Genomic DNA, 18,384 nt, shown 5'->3' with positions numbered 1-18,384 from the left:
CACCCCCGAGCCGAACGACCCCAGCCCCACTCCCGAGTTCGGCTGGAACGCCGACCGCACCGCTTGGTACGAGAACGGCGAGATGGTCCGCGACCACGCGTTTTACGACGAGGGAACCGACGGTTGGTACTGGGCCGATGCCGACGGCAGCATCGCGCGCGGCAAGGACGTCTTTATCCCCATCGACGAGAGCGACCGCGACGCGGGCGGAAAATGGGTGCGCTTCGACGAGAATGCCCGGATGGTCAAGGGTGAGGACTACCGCTACGACGCCTGGTACCACTTCGACGAGGTCACCGGCGCGATGTCCAAGGGCATCACGCTCGTGAGGGACGCGAACGGCCCCAAGTGGGTCTACTACGACTGGATCAACGGCAAGATGGCCCACGGCGAGGCGTATGTCGACTACGACGAGGAGCACACCGGCTGGTACCTGTTCGACATCCACACGGGCGCGATGGTCTACGGCTTTGCCGTCGTGGGCGAGGGATCGTCCGCGCGCTGGGTCTATTACGACAAGTACACGGGCATCATGGCGCACGGCCTCACTCACATCGACGGCGCGTGGTACTACCTCAACCCGGTCGACGGCGGGGTGAGCTACGGCATGACCTACGTGCCCGATTGGGGCACCTGGCGGTATTTCGCCCGCACGAGCGGCCGCTGGTACGAGGGCATGCCCATGAACGACTGGATGGATGCGAGCGGCGGCGCCTACCCCTCGCTCGCCGGCCGGCGCAACCTCAACGTGCTCGTCGACATCGCGAATCAGGTCACGCTCGTGCGCGACGGCGAGACCGTGCTCTACGCGATGATCTGCTCGACGGGCGTCAACAACAGCACACCGCGCGGCACCTATCGCGTCACGGGGCGCGGATCGTCGTTCATGAGCCGATCGGGTCTGGGCGGCCGCTATTACGTGCAGTTCTGGGGCGATTACCTGTTCCACAGCGTGCCGTTCGACCGGAGCGGTGCCTACGTGCCCTCCGAGGCCGTGCGCCTGGGGCGCCCCGCGTCGCACGGCTGCGTACGCCTCACGGTCTCCGATGCCAAATGGCTCTACAACAACCTTCCGAACGGCACCCCGGTCTACATCCGATAGCATGACAGGTAGGACGGGGCCCAGTGTCATAAACCCCGGCAGGCGGCAATCCGAGTGCGCCTGCCGGGGTTTTCATGACAGTGGACCCCGTCCTACCTGTCATGTTCTGAAGACGACCGCGAGGATGCGCTCGGCCGGCAAAAGCATGACAACTGAAACCGTCCTACCTGTCACGCTTCGGCCGAAAACAAAAACATGACAGCTGGCCCCGTCCTACCTGTCACCTTGTGACGAGGTGGATGCGGCGGGCGTCGAAATGCATGCGCAGGACATCGCCTTCGTGGGGCAGCTCGGACTCTGGGGTTCCGACCTTGTTCACACGCCACTGCAAGCGGCTCGGTGCGTCGGCGCGCGGGACGTCGAGCAACACGAGCCGCTCGAACCGCGAGTCGCTCACGCGCGCGACGGGAAGATCGTAGCTGTTGCGGCCGCGCTCGCCGGCAGCGCGGTCGCGGTCGACATGGAAGTAGCTTGCGCGAATGCCAAGGTAGGCCACATCGTCGGGCACCTCGCGACCCACGTCGAACGTCATGCCCCAATCGAGCGCGCGCACCGATGTAGGCCCCACCTTCTCGGCAGGACTCGTGTTCTTGCAGCCCGTCAGACGCAGGGCCGCCAAGGTCGCAGGCCGCTCCATGAGCTCGGAAACGCCGCCGACCTCCTCGATGCGCCCGTTGTGCATGACGGCGATGCGTTCGCAGAGGCGGCATGCCTCGTCGATGTCGTGGCTCACGTAGAGCACCGTGCGCTTCACGACGGAGAACACGTCGAGCAGGTTCTGCTCGAGCGCGCTTTTGAGATAGGAGTCGAGCGCGGAGAACGGCTCGTCGAACATGAGGATCCCCGGCCGCGCCGCGAGCATGCGCGCGAGCGCCACGCGCTGCTGCTGGCCGCCCGACAGCCGCGCAGGATAGCGATCGGCATAGTCGCCCATGCCGAAGATCTCCAGAAACCGCAGGGCGTCCTCGCGCCGGCGCGCCGCGTCGCGCCCGCGGTCCATGCCCGCGCACACGTTATCGGCAACCGTCAGATTGGGGAACAGCTGGTAGTTCTGGAACAGCAGGGCGCATTTGCGCTGCTGCGGCGTGAGGTTGATGCCGGCTGCGGAATCAAAGAACGTGACCCCGTTCACCACGATGCGGCCCTCGTCGGGCGTCTCCACGCCGGCGATGCAGCGCAGCGTGCAGCTCTTGCCACAGCCCGACGCGCCGAGCAGGCCGATGCGCTCCTCCCCCGCCTCGAGTGCCACATCGAGCGTGAAGCCGGGGTAGCGCTTCTTGATGTCGAGCGAAAGCGACATGACCTAGCGCCCCCTTTCGGCGGGCGCGTCATCGCCCAGCAGCAACTCGGCCAGCGCCGCACGGTTGATGCGCAGCGCATCGCCACCGTGTTCCTCAAGTGCATCGGTGCTCTGTGCAAGGCCGTCGGAGGCGCCTGCGCCCGCCAGCGCACGGCGCTCGGCACGCGTGATGCCGCGCGCCCGATAGCGCTGCGAGCGCGCAGTGTAGATGTTGATGAACAGGATGACCAGGAAGCTGAAGAGGATGACCACGACCACCCAGAACAGCGCGACGTCGGTGTTGCCGCTCATCCACTCGAAGTAGATGGCTATCGGGATGGTCTGCGTCTCGCCCGCGTAGTTGCCGGCGAAAAACAGGGTGCAGCCGAACTCGCCCATGGCGCGCGCGAACGCGAGCACGGTTCCCGCGGCGATGGACGGCCAGGCGAGCGGCAGCATGAGGCGGGCGAAGATACGCCGCTCCGACCACCCGAGCGTGCGGGCGGCGTCAAGCATCTGGGCGTCGAGCCCCTCGAAGGCGCCGAGCGCGGTGCGGTACATAAGGGGGAACGACACCACGAGGGCGCTGATCACGGCGGCGGGCCAGGTGAACACGAGCGCGACGCCGTGCTCGATGAGCCAGCGGCCGACCGCGGTCGACTGGCCGAACAGCAGCAGAAGCAGAAAACCGCAGACCGTGGGCGGCAGCACCATGGGGATGGTGAACACGGAGTCGAGCAGGCCCTTGAGCCGGCTCGACGTGCCCATGGTCTTCCATGCGGCAACAAGCCCCAGCACGAACGTCACGGCAAGGGCCACCGCGCTCGTCTTGAGCGACACCCAAAACGGCCGCATGTCCAGGCCGGTGAAGAAGGAGACGAGCTCGTCTTGCCAGGTGGGCGCAGCCACCGTGGCGACGTCGCCGGCGGCAACGAGCGCGGCGTTATCGACCCACAGGGCGCCGTCGCCCAGATCGAGCCCAGATACCGCCGCTTCCTGCGACGGCGTCGAGTCCTGCGGGACATAAGCGGGCTGCACCGAGGTATAGATGCCCTCGCCGGCCCGCGCACGGAAGACGTAGCGATAAGCGCCCTCGAGCACCTCGTTTTCCATCGTCACCGTCCAGGGTTTCTGCTCATCGGCAAGAAGCGAGCCGCCGCGGGAATGGCTCTCGTCCAGTTGCTTGACCAGGGCGATGAGCGCCTCCACATCTTCGATCTCATCCGCCCTAAAGCCCGCCGCCTCGGCGGCGTCCTCATCGACATGCACCCAGATGCTCTCGGGCATGTTCACGATCACGACCGTGCTGCCCTCCGCCACCGGAAAGCGGTAGCCCAGGTCGGTACCGTCGACAGCTCGCTGGGCGCCCTTGTTGTAGCGCGTGAAACCGTTCAGGCCGAAACCCGCCTGTTCGTCCACGGCGGAGTCCTCCTGGGTCTGGCGCGCAGCGTCCTCGTCGGCCGCCCACGCACGCAGGGGCGCAAACGCGATCGCAAGGCAACACAACAGAGCGAGCGCGAAGGCGGCCATGCCCCCGCTCCCGTATCTCCAACCTGTTCTCCCGGTCACCGCAATCACCTTTCGCCCCGCCAGTCCCGACAAGTTTGGACCTGGCACCTTCTTGTCGACAAGATTGTACCTGGCCCCAACTTGTCGGCTACGCCAGCTCGAAGCCGTATTCGGCCCAGATGGCGAGGGCGTCCTCGTCGGTCATGCAGAACTCGAGGAAGTCGGCGGCAGCCTCGGCGTTCTTAGAGGTGGCGGACACGGCGCCGGGGTACACGATTGGCTTGTGCGAGTCATCCGGGCAGGTGTAGGCGACCTCGATGCCGTCGTAGCGGTACACGTCGGAGGTGTAGACGAAGCCGATGGTGCAGTCGCCGGTCGACACGTACTGCGCGGCCGTGCCAACCTTGTCGGCCAGGCTCACCTTGTCGGCGATCTCGGGCGCGTACTCGCCGCCCTCGCCGTCGGCATTGGTGTAGAGGCCCACGCTCGCGAGCGACTGGTTAGCGTACTTGCCCGCGGGCACCGCACCCGGCTCGCCGATGGCGATGTTGCCCTCGACGTTCGCCACGTCCTCGAGGGAGTCGATCTGGACGTCAGAACCCTCGCCGCACACGATCACAAGGTCGTTCACGAACATGTCCTGGCGCGTGGACTCGTCGACGAGCTCACCCTCCACAGCATCGTCCATGGTGCCGGCGGACGCCGTGATGAGGATGTCGACCGGGGCGCCGCCGCGCATCTGCTCGACGAGGTCGCCGGAGCCCTTGTACTGCGTGTCGGCGAAGGTGACGCCGGTGGCCTCGGTGTAGAGCTCCTCGACCTCGGGCATGGCCTTCTCCAGCGAGTTGGCGGCGAAGACCTGCAGCTCGACCTGCTCGGCGGGAGCAGCGGAGCCCGTGTCGGCAGGCGCGCTTCCCTCCTGGGCAGCCGTGTTGCCGCAGCCGGTGAGCGCGGACGCAACCATGAGAGAGCAGCCCATGGTAACGAGGGCGCGGCGAGTAATCGAATGCTTGACCATGATGAGATCCTTCCCGAACGCTTCCGCATGCTTCCGCATGCGACGGCCCGCAAAACCGCGAAGCCGATTCCACGCGCACTATTGTACTTGTTTCAGAATAATACGGCTTCGACTATATTCTCTTTTTAGAATAGTTTTGCTGCCGACCTCCCTATACCAACAAAGACCTCGCTGCTCAGGCGCTAGTGCCCGCCGCCCGCCGTCATCTTCGCCGCGTGCTCGAACTGGTCCGCAATGCCCTCCCAGCACTCACGTGCCGCCTTGGTCGACCCCGGGAAGTTCACCACGAGGCACCCGCCGCGCTGCATGCACACGGCGCGCGAGAGCATGGCGCGCCGCGTCTTGGTCATCGAGTAGGCGCGCATGGCCTCGGCGATACCCGGAACATCCCGGTCGCAGACGGCACGCGTCGCCTCGGGCGTCACGTCGCGCAGCGAAAGCCCGGTGCCACCGCAGGTGATCACGATGTCAGCTCGTGCCTCGTCGGCTGCGGCCACGATCGCAGCCGAGATCTCGTCGACCTCATCGTGCACGACCACGTGGCCAGCGCAGGTCCAGCCCTCCTGGGCGATAAGCTCCTCGAGCGCAGCGCCCGCCTCGTCAGCCGAAAGATCGCGCGTGTCGGAGCACGTCACGATCGCGATACGGATATCCATCCTTCAAGCTCCCCTCTTCTTGCACGATCCGGCTACAGGACCGTGCCCTCCTCGACATCGATGCGCACGCAGGGCACCTCATCGCCCGCCGCATAGCCCGCCGGCCCCTCGGGCACCATGAGCAGGCAGTTGGCGTGGTGCAGGGTGCCGAGCAGCGCCGAGTTCTGCGAATGTGCCTCGCGCACGACGAGCTCGCCGGTCTCGCCGTCGCGCTCCACGTGCGCGCGATTGTAGAAGCGGCGGTCCTGGCGCTTGCGCACATCGTGCAGGACGCGCGCCTGCTGAACGGGGCGCGTGAGGTCGGCAAAGCCGCGCATCTTGCGGATGGCCGGGCGCGCGAGCATCTCGAAGCCGACGTAGGCGGCAGCCGGGTTGCCCGACAGGCCCAAAAACGGAACGCCGCGCAGCGTGCCGAAGGTGATGGCCTTGCCAGGACGCATCGAGATACGGTCGAACAGCACCTCGCCCTCGCGGCGCATGAACGCGGTCACGTAGTCGTAGTCGCCCGCCGACGCGCCGCCGCTCGTGACCACCATGTCGCAGCTTTCCGCCGCCTCGAGTACGAGCTTGCAGATGGTATCCTCGTCATCGGGCGCGATGCCGAAGAAGCGGGGCTCAGCCCCCGCTGCGAGCGCCGACGCCATGAGAGCGGAGGCGTTGGCGTCGCGGATCTGACCGAATGCCGGAACCGCATCGGGCGCCACGATCTCGGTACCGAGCGAGATGATGCCCACGACCGGCGCACGATGGACCGGCACCTCCATGCAACCCGCGGATGCCAGAAGACCCGCGCCCGCGGCGCTCACGACCTCGCCGGCGCGCATGACCGCCTCGCCTTTGCGGGCCTCCAGGCCCGCCTCGCGGATGTTGGCACCCACCGGGGCGGGCGCGCGAAACACCGCACGCGAGCCCTCGTTGCCGTCGCCGCCCTCGACCGTGACGTCCTCGTACTTCACGACGGCGTCGGCGCCGGCGGGAACGGGCGCGCCCGTCATGATGCGCACGGCCTGGCCCTCGCCCACCGTCCCGGCGAACACGTGCCCTGCCGCCTCATGGCCCACGACCTCGAGCGTCACCGGAGCTTCGGCGGAGGCGGCGGCGATGTCGGCGCTTCGCAGGGCGTAACCGTCCATCGCGCTGTTGGCGAAAGGCGACAGATCGATATCGGTCAGGGCGTCCTGAGCGAGCGGAAGCCCGACGGCGCGCCAGGCCGCGACGGTCTCCACGTCGGTCGGGCGCACGTGCTCCAGCACGATGGCCTGGGCGCGCTCGAGCGCGATCATGTTCTCTGCCATGGACTCTCCTCTCCAGCCCCTGCAGCGGCAGGCGGCGGATGCTTCAATATTCTCAACAGAGTATAGTGCCACCTGCCGCTTTCTCATGGGGAGAATCGCCGCCGCAGCCCAAATGCGAACGGGCGCCGCAGACAAGATGACCGGAAGGTATCGGCGGGTAAAAGAGCTAAGCCGCACTACCGCAAACTCGTATAATGCACGCGTACCCCCGACCTCGTAAGGAGCCCCATGCCCGGATTATCACCAGAGCGCCTGAGCCGCATGCGCCGCCATGGCTCGGGCTTTGTGAGCACGCTCGGCCTCGAGCTCGCGCATGCGGAGCGCATGCTCGCCGGCGACGCCGCTCGCGACTGGTCGAACATGCGGGCAAGTCTGCGTACCCTCGCGCTCACGGTGCTAGTCGCCGTCCTCATGGGCGCCGCCGCCTGGGCGTTTCTGACCTCGCTCGACATCGTGACCGGCGCGCGCGAGCACAACCTGCTGCTCTTCGCGCTCTTGCCCATCGTCAACCTCGCCACCGCGTGGATCTACCGCAACCACGGGCTGCGCTCCGCGCGGGGCAACAACCTCGTCATCGACAGCTCGCTGACCGGCACGCCCATCCACGCGCGCATGGCGGCGCTCACCTTCGTCTGCTCGGTTGCCACCCATCTCGCCGGAGGCTCGGCCGGACGCGAGGGCACCGCGGTGCAGATCGGCGGGACCATCGCGAGCAATATAGCCGGTATCTTCAAGCTCGACGGGCGCGACCGGCAGGACCTCATGCTCGCCGGCATCTCCGCCGCCTTCGGCGGGGTGTTCGGCACGCCGCTCGCCGGCGCCTTCTTCGGTATGGAGATGTGCACGATCGGCAAGCTCAACTACAGCGCGGGCATCTACTGCCTTGCCGCCTCGTTCGTCGGCGACCTGACGGCGCGCACGCTCGGCGTGCAGCACACCTTCAACGCGGTGTCGTACTTCCCCGCCATGGATGTCGAGACCATGGCGCTCGTCATCGTCTCCGCCGTGGTGTTCGGCCTCGCGGCGCGGCTGTTCTCGTTCGCCATCCGCACGGTCAAGCGCTTCTATAGCATGCGGATCGAAAACTACCTCGTCGCGGCGCTCGTGGGCTCGCTCGCCCTGCTCACCGTCTACGTCGTCTTTGACCTCTACCGCTACGGCGGCCTGTCCGAATGGCTCGTCACGGCGGGCTTCGAGGGGCAGACCGGGCCGCTCGATGTCATCGCCAAGCTCGTCTGCACCGCGCTCACGCTCGGTGCCGGCTACCAGGGTGGCGAGGTCACGCCGCTGTTCGGCATCGGCGCGGCGCTCGGCGGCTGGATCGCCAACCTCACCGACGCGAACCCGAGCTTCATGGCCGCCCTCGGCATGATCGGCGTCTTCGGCGCGGCCCTCAACGTTCCCATCACCACCGTCATGCTCTCCGTCGACATGTTCGGAGGCGGCGGCACGGCGTATTTCGTCATCGTCGCCTTCATTAGCTACCTCGTTGCCGGGCACCGCGGCGTCTACCCCGCCCAGCGCATCGTGACGCCCAAGCGACGCTCGCTCGAATCCGACGAGGGCATCACGGTCGAAACCGCCATCGAACGCCATCGCACGGCGGATGAGGAGGACGACGGAAGATGAGCAAGCATCCCGTGCAGGCCGCGCGCTCCACGCTCGGCCGCACCCTGATCATCGTGAACCCCGCCGCCCAGTCGGGCGCCGCAGCGGAGATCGGCGAGCGCCTGCAGCGCTTCTTGAAGCTCTACCTGCACGATCAGGGCGCCTTCGACCTCGTGCAGACCGAGCGGCCCCGCCAGGCCATCGCCCTCGCATCGCGCGCTGCCGGCTACGACACGGTGCTCGCCGTGGGCGGCGACGGCATCGCCCATGAGGTGGCCGGCGGCCTCATGCACATCCGGCCCTCGGCGCGCCCCGCTCTCGGTATCGTGCCGGTAGGCTCGGGCAACGATTACGCGCGCACCCTCGGCATGCCCGAGGTCTCGCGCGACGACGACATGGCGGCCCTGCTCGACTGCGAGCGCACCCCAATCGACATCGGGCGGCTCGAGTGCACCGGCACATCGGGCGCCACGGTCACGGAGCATTTCGTCCAGACCTTCTCGTATGGCATGGATGCGGCCATCGCGCTGGGAACCTTCGGCCTGCGCAAGCAGACGGGCCTCGCCGGCGACCCGCTCTACCTGCTCAGCGGCATGAAGGCGCTCGGGCGCGGATACCGGGACTTCCCGGCGATGGTGTCGATCGACGGTGCACCCGCCGAGCGCATGCGCACGGTGACGTTCGCCGTGCAGATCGGCCCCACCTACGGCTCGGGGTTCAAGATCTGCCCCAAGGCCGATCCGGCCGACGGTCTGCTCGACATCTGCTATGTGAGCGGCCCCATGCCGCGCTCGCGCGCGCTACCGCTTTTGCTGTCCGCGAAGTTCGGCCGGCACACGCACGCCGCGCACACGCATATCCTGCGCGCTCGCTCCGTAACGGTCTCGTTCGAGGAGGCCGAGCCCTATCCGGCCCAGGCCGACGGCGAGCGCGTCGAGGCGTCGCGCATCGCGATCGGTATCCTGCCCGGCGCGCTCACGGTGCTCAAGCCCCGCGCGAAGGCCAAGCAGGCAAAGGCCGACGCCGATACGCCCGAGCAGAAATAGAGGCACGAGTCCGCCTATCCGAACATTCTGCCCGCGGCGCTAGTCCTCACCCGTCACGCGGCGGCGCGCCGCCTTCTTCTGCGCGTGCATGCGCTTGTCGGCAAGGCGCCTGCGCTTTGCCGATGTGGGGACCTTTGTCTTCTTGCGGACACGCGGCGGGCGGGCACGGCGCTCAAATATGGCGCGCAGCTTAGCCACGCACAGCTGACGGTTGCGATACTGGCTTCTGCTCTCGCGCGACACGACCGTGATCCCTGTCGGCACGTGATGCATGCGCACGGCCGAGTCGGACGTGTTGACGCCCTGGCCGCCCGGTCCATGCGCATGGAAGACCTGCACCTCGCAGGCGCGGGCGATCTCGTCGTCGCTTTGCCGCGCGAAGGCGGCGTAAGCCCTATGGTCCAGATTGCTCTCGCTCATGCGCCCTCCCTCGCCGGGCGATATATTCGGCCCCGAACGGCTCCGGACGGCGCGGAAGCGCTAGCCGAAGGTCAGCTCGCCCGTCTCGTCGTCCATACCGACCAGACGCGCCAGGCTCTCCACGCGATAGCCCTGCTGGCGCAGCTTGTCGCCGCCGCCCTGGAAGCCCTTCTCGATGGCGATGCCGATGCCCTCGACCGTGGCGCCGGCGCTCTCCACGATAGTGATGAGGCCCTCGAGGGCGCAGCCGTTGGCCAAGAAGTCGTCGATGATGAGCACGTGGTCCTCGGGGTTGAGGAAGCGACGGCCGACGATGACCGGGAACTCGCGCTTCTTGGTGAAGGAGTAGATCGTCGTGGAGTACTGCTCGCCGTCGAGGTTGATGGACTGCGCCTTCTTGGCGAAGACCACGGGCACGTTGCCGAAGTGGCGCGCAGCGACGCACGCGATGCCGATGCCCGACGCCTCGATGGTCAGGATCTTGTTGATGGGCGCGCCGGCGAACAGGCGGGCCCACTCGGCGCCCATGCGGTCGAACAGCTCGACGTCGCACTGGTGGTTGAGAAACGCGTCCACCTTGAGTACGTTTCCGGCCTTCACGATACCGTCCTGGCGGATGCGATCCTCAAGTTCCTTCATATCTCATGCCCCCTCAGCCGCCATGCGGCGTGTGTGCCCAAAACTGCTGCAAGCAGGATACCACGTCGACGGACGCTCAAACTGGCAAGACGCGCAAGACGGCAGCTATTTCGGCCCGCACCGGCAATCCGGCGCCTTCAGGTGGCCAAAGCGAACGCGCATCGGGGTTGCCGACGTGACGCGCATGCCGCCAAAATGCCAAGGCACCTGAACTTCTCCCCTCCCGCGGCCTTCGGGCGGCGCGGGTTGCGCTACACTCACACTGCGTCAACACATCGACAACAAGGGGGACACTATGCTGAGGATCGGTCTTCTTACCAGCGGTGGCGACTGCCAGGCGCTGAACGCCACGATGCGCGGCATCGTCAAGACGCTCGAGAACAAGGTCGGCAAGGACAACCTCGAGATCTACGGCTTCGAGGACGGCTACCAGGGCCTCATCTACAGCCGCTTCCGCGTCATGACCTCGCACGACTTCAGCGGCATCCTCACGCGCGGCGGCACCATCCTGGGCACGAGCCGCACGCCGTTCAAGAACCTCGACATCCCCGAGGCCGACGGCGTCGAGAAGGTCCCGGCCATGGTCCAGACCTACCACAAGCTCAAGCTCGACTGCCTGTTCATGCTCGGCGGCAACGGCTCCACCAAGACCGCCAACCGCCTGTCGCAGGAGGGCCTGAACGTCATCGCCCTGCCCAAGACCATCGATAACGACACCTGGGGCACCGAGAGGACCTTCGGCTTCTCGAGCGCCGTCGAGGTGGCAACCGAATGCATCGATAACATCCACACCACCGCATCGAGCCACGGCCGCGTGTTCGTCATCGAGATCATGGGCCACAAGGTCGGCTGGATCCCGCTGTATGCGGGCGTTGCCGGCGGCGCCGACGTCATCCTGATCCCCGAGATCCCGTTCGACATGAAGAACGTCATCGCCACCATCGAGCGCCGCATGGAGCGCGGCAGCCGCTTCACCATCGTGGCGGTCGCCGAGGGCGCCATCTCCAAGGAGGACGCGAAGCTCTCCAAGAAGGAGTACAAGAAGAAGATCGCCGCCCGCACCTCCCCGTCGATCGTCTACGACATCGCCAAGGAGATCGAGGAGAAGACCGGCCGCGAGACCCGCGTCGCCATTCCCGGCCATACCCAGCGCGGCGGCGAGCCCGACGCGCAGGACCGCGTGTTCGCCACCCAGTGCGGCGCCGAGGCGGCGCTCGGCTGCCTCGAGGGCGAGTTCGGCTACATGATTGCCCAGATCGGCGGCAAGATGACCCGCACGCCGCTTTCCGAGGTCGCGGGAAAGCTCAAGTACGTCGACCCCGAGTGCGACCTCATCCGCGAGGCAAAGGCGCTCGGCATCAGCTTCGGCGACGAGTAGCGCGTTCGCTCGCTAATCGGTATCCGATCGACGGCGGCCGTCCCACCCGGGCGGCCGCCGTTTTTTGCATCGCCTTTGCGCTGCCGTAATTGGTGATTTATACCCAGACGCTCGATTAAACCCTCAGTGCCGTGCTGACTTCATCCATTAGTTGAATGGGCTGGTATGCACGGTCGAACACGTCATAATGACGGTTTGGTTTTTTCTGCACCCATCGCCTACAAAAGGAGAACCATGGCTAAAGACAAGAAGAGCATCGTTGAGGAGTTTGTCGAGTTCATCAGCCGCGGCAACGTCGTCGACCTGGCCGTCGGTGTCATCATCGGTGGCGCGTTCACCTCTGTGGTGAACTCCCTCGTGTCCTCCATCATCCAGCCGCTCATCAGCGCTATCGGCGGCAACCCCGAGGTCAAGGGCCTTTCCGTCGTGCTCAACGGCCAGACCATCGACTTCGGCGCCTTCATCTCCGCGATCATCAGCTTCCTGATCACCGCCGTCGCCGTGTTCACCATCATCAAGGGCATGAACACCTTCAACGACCTCAAGGAGAAGGCCATCGAGAAGGCCGGACTCGCCAAGAAGGCCGAGGAGGAGGCTGCTCCCGAGCCCCGCAAGTGCCCCTTCTGCCTGCAGGAGATCGCGGACGACGCCACCCGCTGCCCGCACTGCACCTCCAAGCTCGAGGGCTACGAGAACGCCGCCGAGTAACGGCTGCACGCGAAAGGCTTCGCACGAAGGCGCGGTTCCGTTTGGGATCGCGCCTTTTTTCGTTATCGATCGATGAAGGATGCTAGAGCCCGCGGCGCTCAAGCCAGCCGAGAATATCCGACTGCACCTTGCCGGCAATCGGCTCGTTCAATATCTCGTGGCGTGCACCCGGGTAGATGATCTCCTCGACGCGCTCGACACCTGCGGCGCGATACTGCTCGACCGCGCGGTGCACACCGCGGCCGCACTCCCCCACCGGATCGTCACCGCCCGCGATGAACAGCAGGGGAAGATCGTGGGGAATGCGCTCGGCAAGCTTTGCGCGCTGGGCGTCCATAGCCAGCTGGGCAAGCGTTCCATAGGCGCCCACCGTGAACATCTGGCCCGATAGCGGGTCTGCCAGGTACGCGTCGACAACCGCCGGGTCCGTTGAGATCCAATCCGCATCCGTGCGCGCGTCTTTGATGGAGCGACCGAAAGCGCCCGCACCGAGCGCGTGCGCGACCTTGCTGATATGGTGCTCGCCGCAAAGGCGCGCCATGAAGCCGCAGTACAGACGCCCCGCCTCCGTCAGGGCACGCGGCTGCTGTCCGGTGCCGCAGATGATGGCCGCTCGCACGCCATACGCATAGCGCGTGAGGTACACGCGCGCGATGAAGCTGCCCATCGAGTGGCCGAAGAGCACATAGGGCACCGCGATGCCAAGGCGCGCTATCGCCTGCATGCGCAGCGCGTGCACATCCCGAATGAGCACGTCCTCGCCGTGGCGCAGCGGCATGTGGCCGAGCTTTTCGGGCGAGCCAGCCGTATGCCCGTGTCCCACGTGGTCGTTCGCGCACACGGCGAACCCGTTGGCGCAGAGGAACTGGACAAACGGCAGGTAGCGGCCCGCATGCTCCGACATGCCGTGCACAATCTGCACGAGCGCACGGGGCGCCAGGCGGCCGCCGAGCTCATTGGCATCGGGCTCCCACAGCCACGCGCATACGGTCGACGTGCCGTCGGCGCTGGGGTATGTGAGGGCCGTGGTTTTCATGGGTCTCCTTGGGGGGGACGGAGTGCTCTTGCTCCCCCACATCCTATAGCGCTTCGCGCGAGCGGCCCTGCCGTATCGGCGGCCGGCAGCGTCTTATCCGCCCAGGTGGCGAATCTTCCGGGTGAGCGGCTGAGCAACACGAAGCGCCCCAGGCGAACGGCAGGGCGGATAGACGTCGCCCTTGTTTCATGACAGTTAGGACGGGGTCCACTGTCATGAAACTGGGGCAGAGCGCTTCCCGCAGCGCGGTACAATCTGGCTCGAACGAGCCACGATCCAAGGAGGAGCCCCATGTACACGAAGATGCGCCGCTCGCGTCAGGAGCTGAGCCACGAGGAAACGCGCGCCCTCATGCGCCGCAACACCGCGGGCGTGCTCGCGCTTTCGGGCTGCGCCGACACCGGCGGCTTCGCCTACGGCGTGCCCTTGAGCTACGTCTACCTCGACGAGGAGGCATGGGAGCAGACGCTCGCCGCGGACGGCTTGGCGCCTTGGGCTCCCGCGTGCGACGAGCCTGTCGTGGGCCGCATCATGTTCCACAGCGCGCGCTCGGGCACGAAGCTCGACGCACTCGCGGCCGACGGGCGCGCCACGTTCACGGTGATCGACGAGGACCGCATCGTTCCCGAGGAGTACACGACCTACTTCCGCAGCGCCATGGCCTTTGGGTACGCCCGCGTGATCGAGGACGACACCGAGCGCCTGCGTGCTATCGAGGCGCTCGCCGAGAAGTACTCCCCCGATCTGCCCGAGGGCCGCGCCGCCGAGATCGAGGACCAGTTCGCGCAGGTCGCCATGATCGAGCTCGCCGTCGTGCGCCTCACCGGCAAGGAGGCCATCGAGCTTGTGCGGGCACGGGGGTAAGGGACCGCCTGCTGCATTTTCTAGCCACTTTGGACGGCTTTTTAGCCCCGAGTCCGCATCGACGAGTGTTCTACCTGCGTAAACGCCAAGGTCAGAAGGGCGCTCGTCTCGACCCGGTCTTAAAACCCGTCCAAAGCCGCCGGTTTTTGCTCTCCCGTTCCGGACTAGGCGCCAACCAGGGGCAAACGCGACTGTAAGACATTAGGTTTCTCGCTCCACCGCCGCCACGCGACGCTACAATCAAGCAGCCCTCTTCCGTGCACGCCTCCCAAAGGAGGTTGCATGATAGCCCTTTGCAACGTCTCGTCACTTGCAGTTACGAGAATCGAGAAGCTTGCCAAGCTACTTGTAAGCAACCGAGCGCAAGGCTTCTACCTTGAGCGGCTCAATCTATTAGAGGTCCCCTCAAGCCGAGAAGCACACGCAATAGCAGATTACTTTGGGCTCCCTTTGCCGCTCCACGTGCTTTGCACTCATGCCAACGACCTGCGGCACACCAAAAGCGTAGTCTGCCATCTCTGGACATCACCGATTCCTCCCGGATCCCTCGTCTATCTTGCCAACGGCGTATATGCCTGCATCCCGGAGTTCTCGTTTGTTCAACTGTGCTGCGGCAGCGATCGCGAAAACCGACTCATGCTCGGATCCGAATTTGCAGCCAAATACGCAGTCAACCCCAAAGGACGAAAGGGGCTCATCACGCGCCCACCGCTGGTGACCCCAAAGAGCATCGAAGAGTTTGCGTCGCAGATTCCTCAGGCACCCGGTACGGCACGTGCTCTTGAAGTCGTCCCGTATATCGGGCGCAACGCTCGCTCACCTAAAGAAAACGAGCTTTGGCTCATCTTCCGGCTTCCGCGAACACTCGGCGGGCGATCGATCGGCAGCATAGAAATGGACCGAAAGATCGAGCTCAACGCGCAAGCGCGCAAGCTGGCAAAACGGAGCTGCCTGTACTCGGACCTGTTCTTTCTTTTAAGCGGCACCGATTTTGAATACGACGCGGATGACAATCACCTGACAAAGGCAGCGAACGAATCCGACAAGCGCCGCGCTAACGCCCTGCGTATCGTAGACATCGACCTTATTACGATGACCAACGGACAGCTCCACGATTGGCAGAGCTTCGACATCATCGCTCGGCAAATGGAGGAACGCGAGGGGCGTATCTTCAGAACAACCAGCGAGGCAACACGCGCACGACAGAAAGCACTCTGGGAGCGTCTGATTCTTGGAGTACGGTCAGGTGGAAAAACCGAGGTGGTAAGGATGCCGCTGACCGACCGGATGGCAAGAACTTCAGCTCTCGACTCCTATTGATTCGCTCTGACCTGGTCCCAAGTGCAAAAACCGGAAACTTTGGATTGATTTTGAGAACCGGGTCGAGACGAACGCCCTTATGACCTCGATGTTTATACAGGTAGATTGATTGCCGATATGGACCCGGGGTAAAAATCCCGTCCAAAGCCCCCAGATTTTGCACGGCCACCAAGGAACAGGGCGCCGACAGGAACAAAACCTGTCGGCGCCCTAGAAGCAAACCGAAACGAATGAAGCTACACCGTGGCCAGCGCCTGCTCGACGTCGGCGATGAGGTCCTCGGTGGCCTCGATACCACAGGACAGACGCACCATATCGGGCGCGATGCCGGCAGCCTCGAGCTCGGCGTCGTTCATCTGGCGATGCGTGGCGTTCGCCGGATGCAGCACGCAGGTTCGCGCGTCGGCGACATGCGTGGCGATCTGCGCGAGCTTCAGGCTCTTCATGAACTGCTCGGCAGCGGCGCGTCCGCCGTTGAAGCCGAAGCTCACGACACCGCAGGTGCCGTTGGGCATGTACTTCTGGGCGAGCTCGTGCCACGGGTCGCCGGGCAGGCCGGGGTACTTCACGAAGCGGACCTTGGGATGCTCGGCCAGGAACTCGGCCATGGCCTGACCGTTCTTCACATGCTGCGGCATGCGCACGTGCAGGCTCTCGAGGCCGAGATTCAGATAGAACGCGTGCTGCGGCGACTGGATGGAACCGAGGTCGCGCATGAGCTGCGAGGTCGCCTTGGTGATGTAGGCGCCCGCCTGGCCGAACTTCTCGGTGTAGACCACACCGTGATAGGTCTCGTCGGGCGTCGTCAGGCCGGGGAACTTGTCGGCATGGGCATCCCAGTCGAAGTTGCCCGAGTCGACGATGGCACCGCCGACAGCCGTGCCGTGGCCGTCCATGTACTTGGTGGTGGAGTGCGTAACGATGTCGGCGCCCCACTCGATCGGACGGCACATCACCGGCGTGGGGAACGTGTTGTCGACGATCAACGGCACGCCGTGGGCGTGGGCCGCAGCGGCGAAGCGCTCGATGTCGAGCACGTCGAGCGCGGGGTTGGCGATGGTCTCACCGAAGACGCACTTCGTGTTGGGGCGGAAGGCGGCCTCGAGCTCCTCGTCGGTGCAATCGGGCGACACGAAGGTGCACTCGAGCCCCATGCGGCGCATGGTGTGGGCAAGCAGGTTGTAGGAGCCGCCGTAGATGGCGGAGCTCGCGACCACATGGTCGCCAGCGCCGGCGATATTGAACACGGCGAAGAAGTTGGCAGCCTGGCCGGAGCTCGTCAGCATGCCCGCCGTACCGCCCTCGAGCTCGGCGATCTTCGCCGCAACGTAGTCGTTCGTGGGGTTCTGCAGGCGGGTGTAGAAATAGCCGGCCTCATCGAGGTCGAACAGGCGACCCATGTGCTCGGACGTATCGTACTTCCACGTGGTCGACTGGTAGATGGGGACCTGGCGCGGCTCGGCGTCGCCGGGACGGTATCCACCCTGGACACAGGTGGTTCCGATATGCTCTGTCATATACGAGCTCCTTTGCAATCGTAGGTGCATCTGAAACAGGATACTGCATACCGGACGAACGCAACGCCACAGAGTGCGTTGTAACAATTCGAAAGCGCCACGGCGGCAGGCGATCAGAACTCCGCGAAGCGGGCAGCTCCGACCTCCAGGCGCTCCCGTCCGGCCAAAAGCTCCGTCAGAGCCGCGCGAAACGGCTCCTGTTCGCCCTCGCGGAACACGAGATGCAGGCACACCTCATCGGTGAAGTCGGTCGACGCCACATGCGCACCCGACCCCTCGGCCAGACGCAGCACCTGCTCGTAGGAGGGATATGCCACGCGCACGTCAACGGGCACCACACTGGTCATCTCCACGAGCAGCCCCTCGGCGCGCGCGTTCTCCACAGCCGCCTGAGCGGCAGCCGTGTAGGCGCGCACCAGACCGCCGGGCCCCAGAAGCGTGCCGCCGAAATAGCGCGTCGTCACGCAGCAGACGTCCTTCAGCCCGGCACCGCGCAGCACCTCGAGCGTCGGCAGGCCGCTCGTGCGCTGAGGCTCGCCATCGTCGCTTGCCCGCTCGCGCCCGTCCACCAAGATCCACGCCGGCACGTTATGCCGCGCATCATAGTGCCGCGCCCTCATGGCCGCCTGGTGCGCCGCCGCCTCCTCTTCGCACTCCACATGCACCAGCTGGGCGATAAACCGGCTCTTGCGATCCACGAACTCACCAGTGGCCTCAACGCCACTCCGCATCGTGATATAGCTTTCCATCATCGCCCTCGCTTCCTCGCACGCAACACCGCACCATTCTAAGCGAAAACCCCACCAGCCTCGCCTCACGAGCACAACCCGCACCGCAGTACTGTGCGCCAACGGAACACCAAGGGCCGCTCACTATGCGCCATAGGAACACTCCCCCGCCCCACATGTTCCCAAAGCACCCACTCGCCACCATAAGAACGTTCCAAACCCGCACATCCCCCAGGCCAAAGGCAAGACCCCCTCCCAACC

17 protein-coding genes are annotated in these 18,384 nt (G+C 65.5%); 7 read left to right on the top strand and 10 right to left on the bottom strand.

The window, feature by feature from the left end; genetic code table 11:
• The coding region (locus tag H6A16_RS10080) for a L,D-transpeptidase family protein (RefSeq protein WP_204618799.1) at positions 1 to 1,102 on the top strand (1,102 nt) is incomplete at its 5' end.
• 220 nt (positions 1,103 to 1,322) lie between these two features.
• Here the strand turns inward: H6A16_RS10080 and H6A16_RS10075 are convergent.
• The 5 genes from H6A16_RS10075 to H6A16_RS10055 all read right to left on the bottom strand — a co-directional run bounded on the left by H6A16_RS10075 (position 1,323) and on the right by H6A16_RS10055 (position 6,859).
• Complete coding sequence (locus tag H6A16_RS10075) at positions 1,323 to 2,402, bottom strand: sulfate/molybdate ABC transporter ATP-binding protein (protein ID WP_204618797.1); 1,080 nt, start codon at positions 2,400 to 2,402, stop codon at positions 1,323 to 1,325.
• Between the two features lie 3 nt (positions 2,403 to 2,405).
• Positions 2,406 to 3,911, bottom strand: coding sequence for a molybdate ABC transporter permease subunit (gene modB, locus H6A16_RS10070; RefSeq protein WP_204618794.1), 1,506 nt, complete (start codon positions 3,909 to 3,911; stop codon positions 2,406 to 2,408).
• Between the two features lie 127 nt (positions 3,912 to 4,038).
• On the bottom strand, positions 4,039 to 4,908 hold the full coding sequence (gene modA, locus H6A16_RS10065) for a molybdate ABC transporter substrate-binding protein (RefSeq protein ID WP_239458333.1): 870 nt from the start codon (positions 4,906 to 4,908) through the stop codon (positions 4,039 to 4,041).
• Between the two features lie 182 nt (positions 4,909 to 5,090).
• Positions 5,091 to 5,564, bottom strand: coding sequence for a MogA/MoaB family molybdenum cofactor biosynthesis protein (locus tag H6A16_RS10060; protein WP_204618790.1), 474 nt, complete (start codon positions 5,562 to 5,564; stop codon positions 5,091 to 5,093).
• Between the two features lie 32 nt (positions 5,565 to 5,596).
• Positions 5,597 to 6,859: a molybdopterin molybdotransferase MoeA gene (locus H6A16_RS10055; protein WP_204618788.1), complete on the bottom strand. Its 1,263-nt coding sequence runs from the start codon at positions 6,857 to 6,859 to the stop codon at positions 5,597 to 5,599.
• Positions 6,860 to 7,087: 228 nt separating this feature from the next.
• Here H6A16_RS10055 and H6A16_RS10050 point away from each other — a divergent pair, with 228 nt between their 5' ends.
• Together H6A16_RS10050 and H6A16_RS10045 are read left to right on the top strand one after the other, a co-directional pair.
• Positions 7,088 to 8,488 carry a chloride channel protein gene (locus H6A16_RS10050; RefSeq protein ID WP_239458332.1) on the top strand — a complete coding sequence of 467 codons (1,401 nt, stop codon included), beginning with the start codon at positions 7,088 to 7,090 and terminating at the stop codon, positions 8,486 to 8,488.
• Entirely contained in the window at positions 8,485 to 9,513 is a 1,029-nt protein-coding gene (locus tag H6A16_RS10045) for a diacylglycerol/lipid kinase family protein (protein WP_204618786.1), read from the top strand. Before H6A16_RS10050 ends, H6A16_RS10045 begins: the two co-directional genes overlap by 4 nt.
• Before the next feature lie 39 nt (positions 9,514 to 9,552).
• Here the strand turns inward: H6A16_RS10045 and H6A16_RS10040 are convergent, their stop codons facing one another.
• A complete protein-coding gene (locus H6A16_RS10040) occupies positions 9,553 to 9,933 on the bottom strand; it encodes a peptide chain release factor family protein (protein ID WP_204618784.1) in 381 nt (126 codons plus the stop codon).
• Positions 9,934 to 9,993: 60 nt separating this feature from the next.
• Positions 9,994 to 10,572 (bottom strand): xanthine phosphoribosyltransferase, encoded by a 579-nt coding sequence (locus H6A16_RS10035; RefSeq protein WP_204618781.1) that lies wholly within the window; start codon positions 10,570 to 10,572, stop codon positions 9,994 to 9,996.
• Between the two features lie 295 nt (positions 10,573 to 10,867).
• Here H6A16_RS10035 and H6A16_RS10030 point away from each other — a divergent pair, with 295 nt between their 5' ends.
• Positions 10,868 to 11,950 (top strand): 6-phosphofructokinase, encoded by a 1,083-nt coding sequence (locus tag H6A16_RS10030; RefSeq protein ID WP_204618779.1) that lies wholly within the window; start codon positions 10,868 to 10,870, stop codon positions 11,948 to 11,950.
• A gap of 234 nt (positions 11,951 to 12,184) precedes the next feature.
• Positions 12,185 to 12,658: a large conductance mechanosensitive channel protein MscL gene (gene mscL, locus H6A16_RS10025; protein WP_204618777.1), complete on the top strand. Its 474-nt coding sequence runs from the start codon at positions 12,185 to 12,187 to the stop codon at positions 12,656 to 12,658.
• An 82-nt stretch (positions 12,659 to 12,740) separates the two neighbouring features.
• Here mscL and H6A16_RS10020 read toward each other — a convergent pair whose 3' ends face one another.
• The gene (locus tag H6A16_RS10020; RefSeq protein ID WP_204618775.1) at positions 12,741 to 13,694 is read right to left on the bottom strand and encodes an alpha/beta fold hydrolase; all 954 of its coding nucleotides are present in this window, start codon (positions 13,692 to 13,694) and stop codon (positions 12,741 to 12,743) included.
• A gap of 291 nt (positions 13,695 to 13,985) precedes the next feature.
• On the opposite strand from H6A16_RS10020, the gene H6A16_RS10015 reads away from it, so the two are divergent.
• Together H6A16_RS10015 and H6A16_RS10010 are read left to right on the top strand one after the other, a co-directional pair.
• Positions 13,986 to 14,558 carry a pyridoxamine 5'-phosphate oxidase family protein gene (locus H6A16_RS10015; protein ID WP_204618773.1) on the top strand — a complete coding sequence of 191 codons (573 nt, stop codon included), beginning with the start codon at positions 13,986 to 13,988 and terminating at the stop codon, positions 14,556 to 14,558.
• Positions 14,559 to 14,840: 282 nt separating this feature from the next.
• Positions 14,841 to 15,878 (top strand): hypothetical protein, encoded by a 1,038-nt coding sequence (locus H6A16_RS10010; protein ID WP_204618771.1) that lies wholly within the window; start codon positions 14,841 to 14,843, stop codon positions 15,876 to 15,878.
• A 236-nt stretch (positions 15,879 to 16,114) separates the two neighbouring features.
• Here the strand turns inward: H6A16_RS10010 and H6A16_RS10005 are convergent, their stop codons facing one another.
• Both H6A16_RS10005 and H6A16_RS10000 read right to left on the bottom strand, forming a co-directional pair.
• Entirely contained in the window at positions 16,115 to 17,395 is a 1,281-nt protein-coding gene (locus H6A16_RS10005; RefSeq protein ID WP_204618769.1) for an O-acetylhomoserine aminocarboxypropyltransferase/cysteine synthase family protein, read from the bottom strand.
• Positions 17,396 to 17,508: 113 nt separating this feature from the next.
• On the bottom strand, positions 17,509 to 18,147 hold the full coding sequence (locus H6A16_RS10000) for an IMPACT family protein (RefSeq protein ID WP_204618767.1): 639 nt from the start codon (positions 18,145 to 18,147) through the stop codon (positions 17,509 to 17,511).
• Between the last annotated feature and the right edge of the window lie 237 nt (positions 18,148 to 18,384).

This window comes from Collinsella tanakaei, from assembly GCF_016900375.1.
In the GTDB taxonomy this organism is placed as follows: Bacteria; Actinomycetota; Coriobacteriia; order Coriobacteriales; family Coriobacteriaceae; genus Collinsella.
This window is presented reverse-complemented; position numbering and strand designations above follow the sequence as displayed.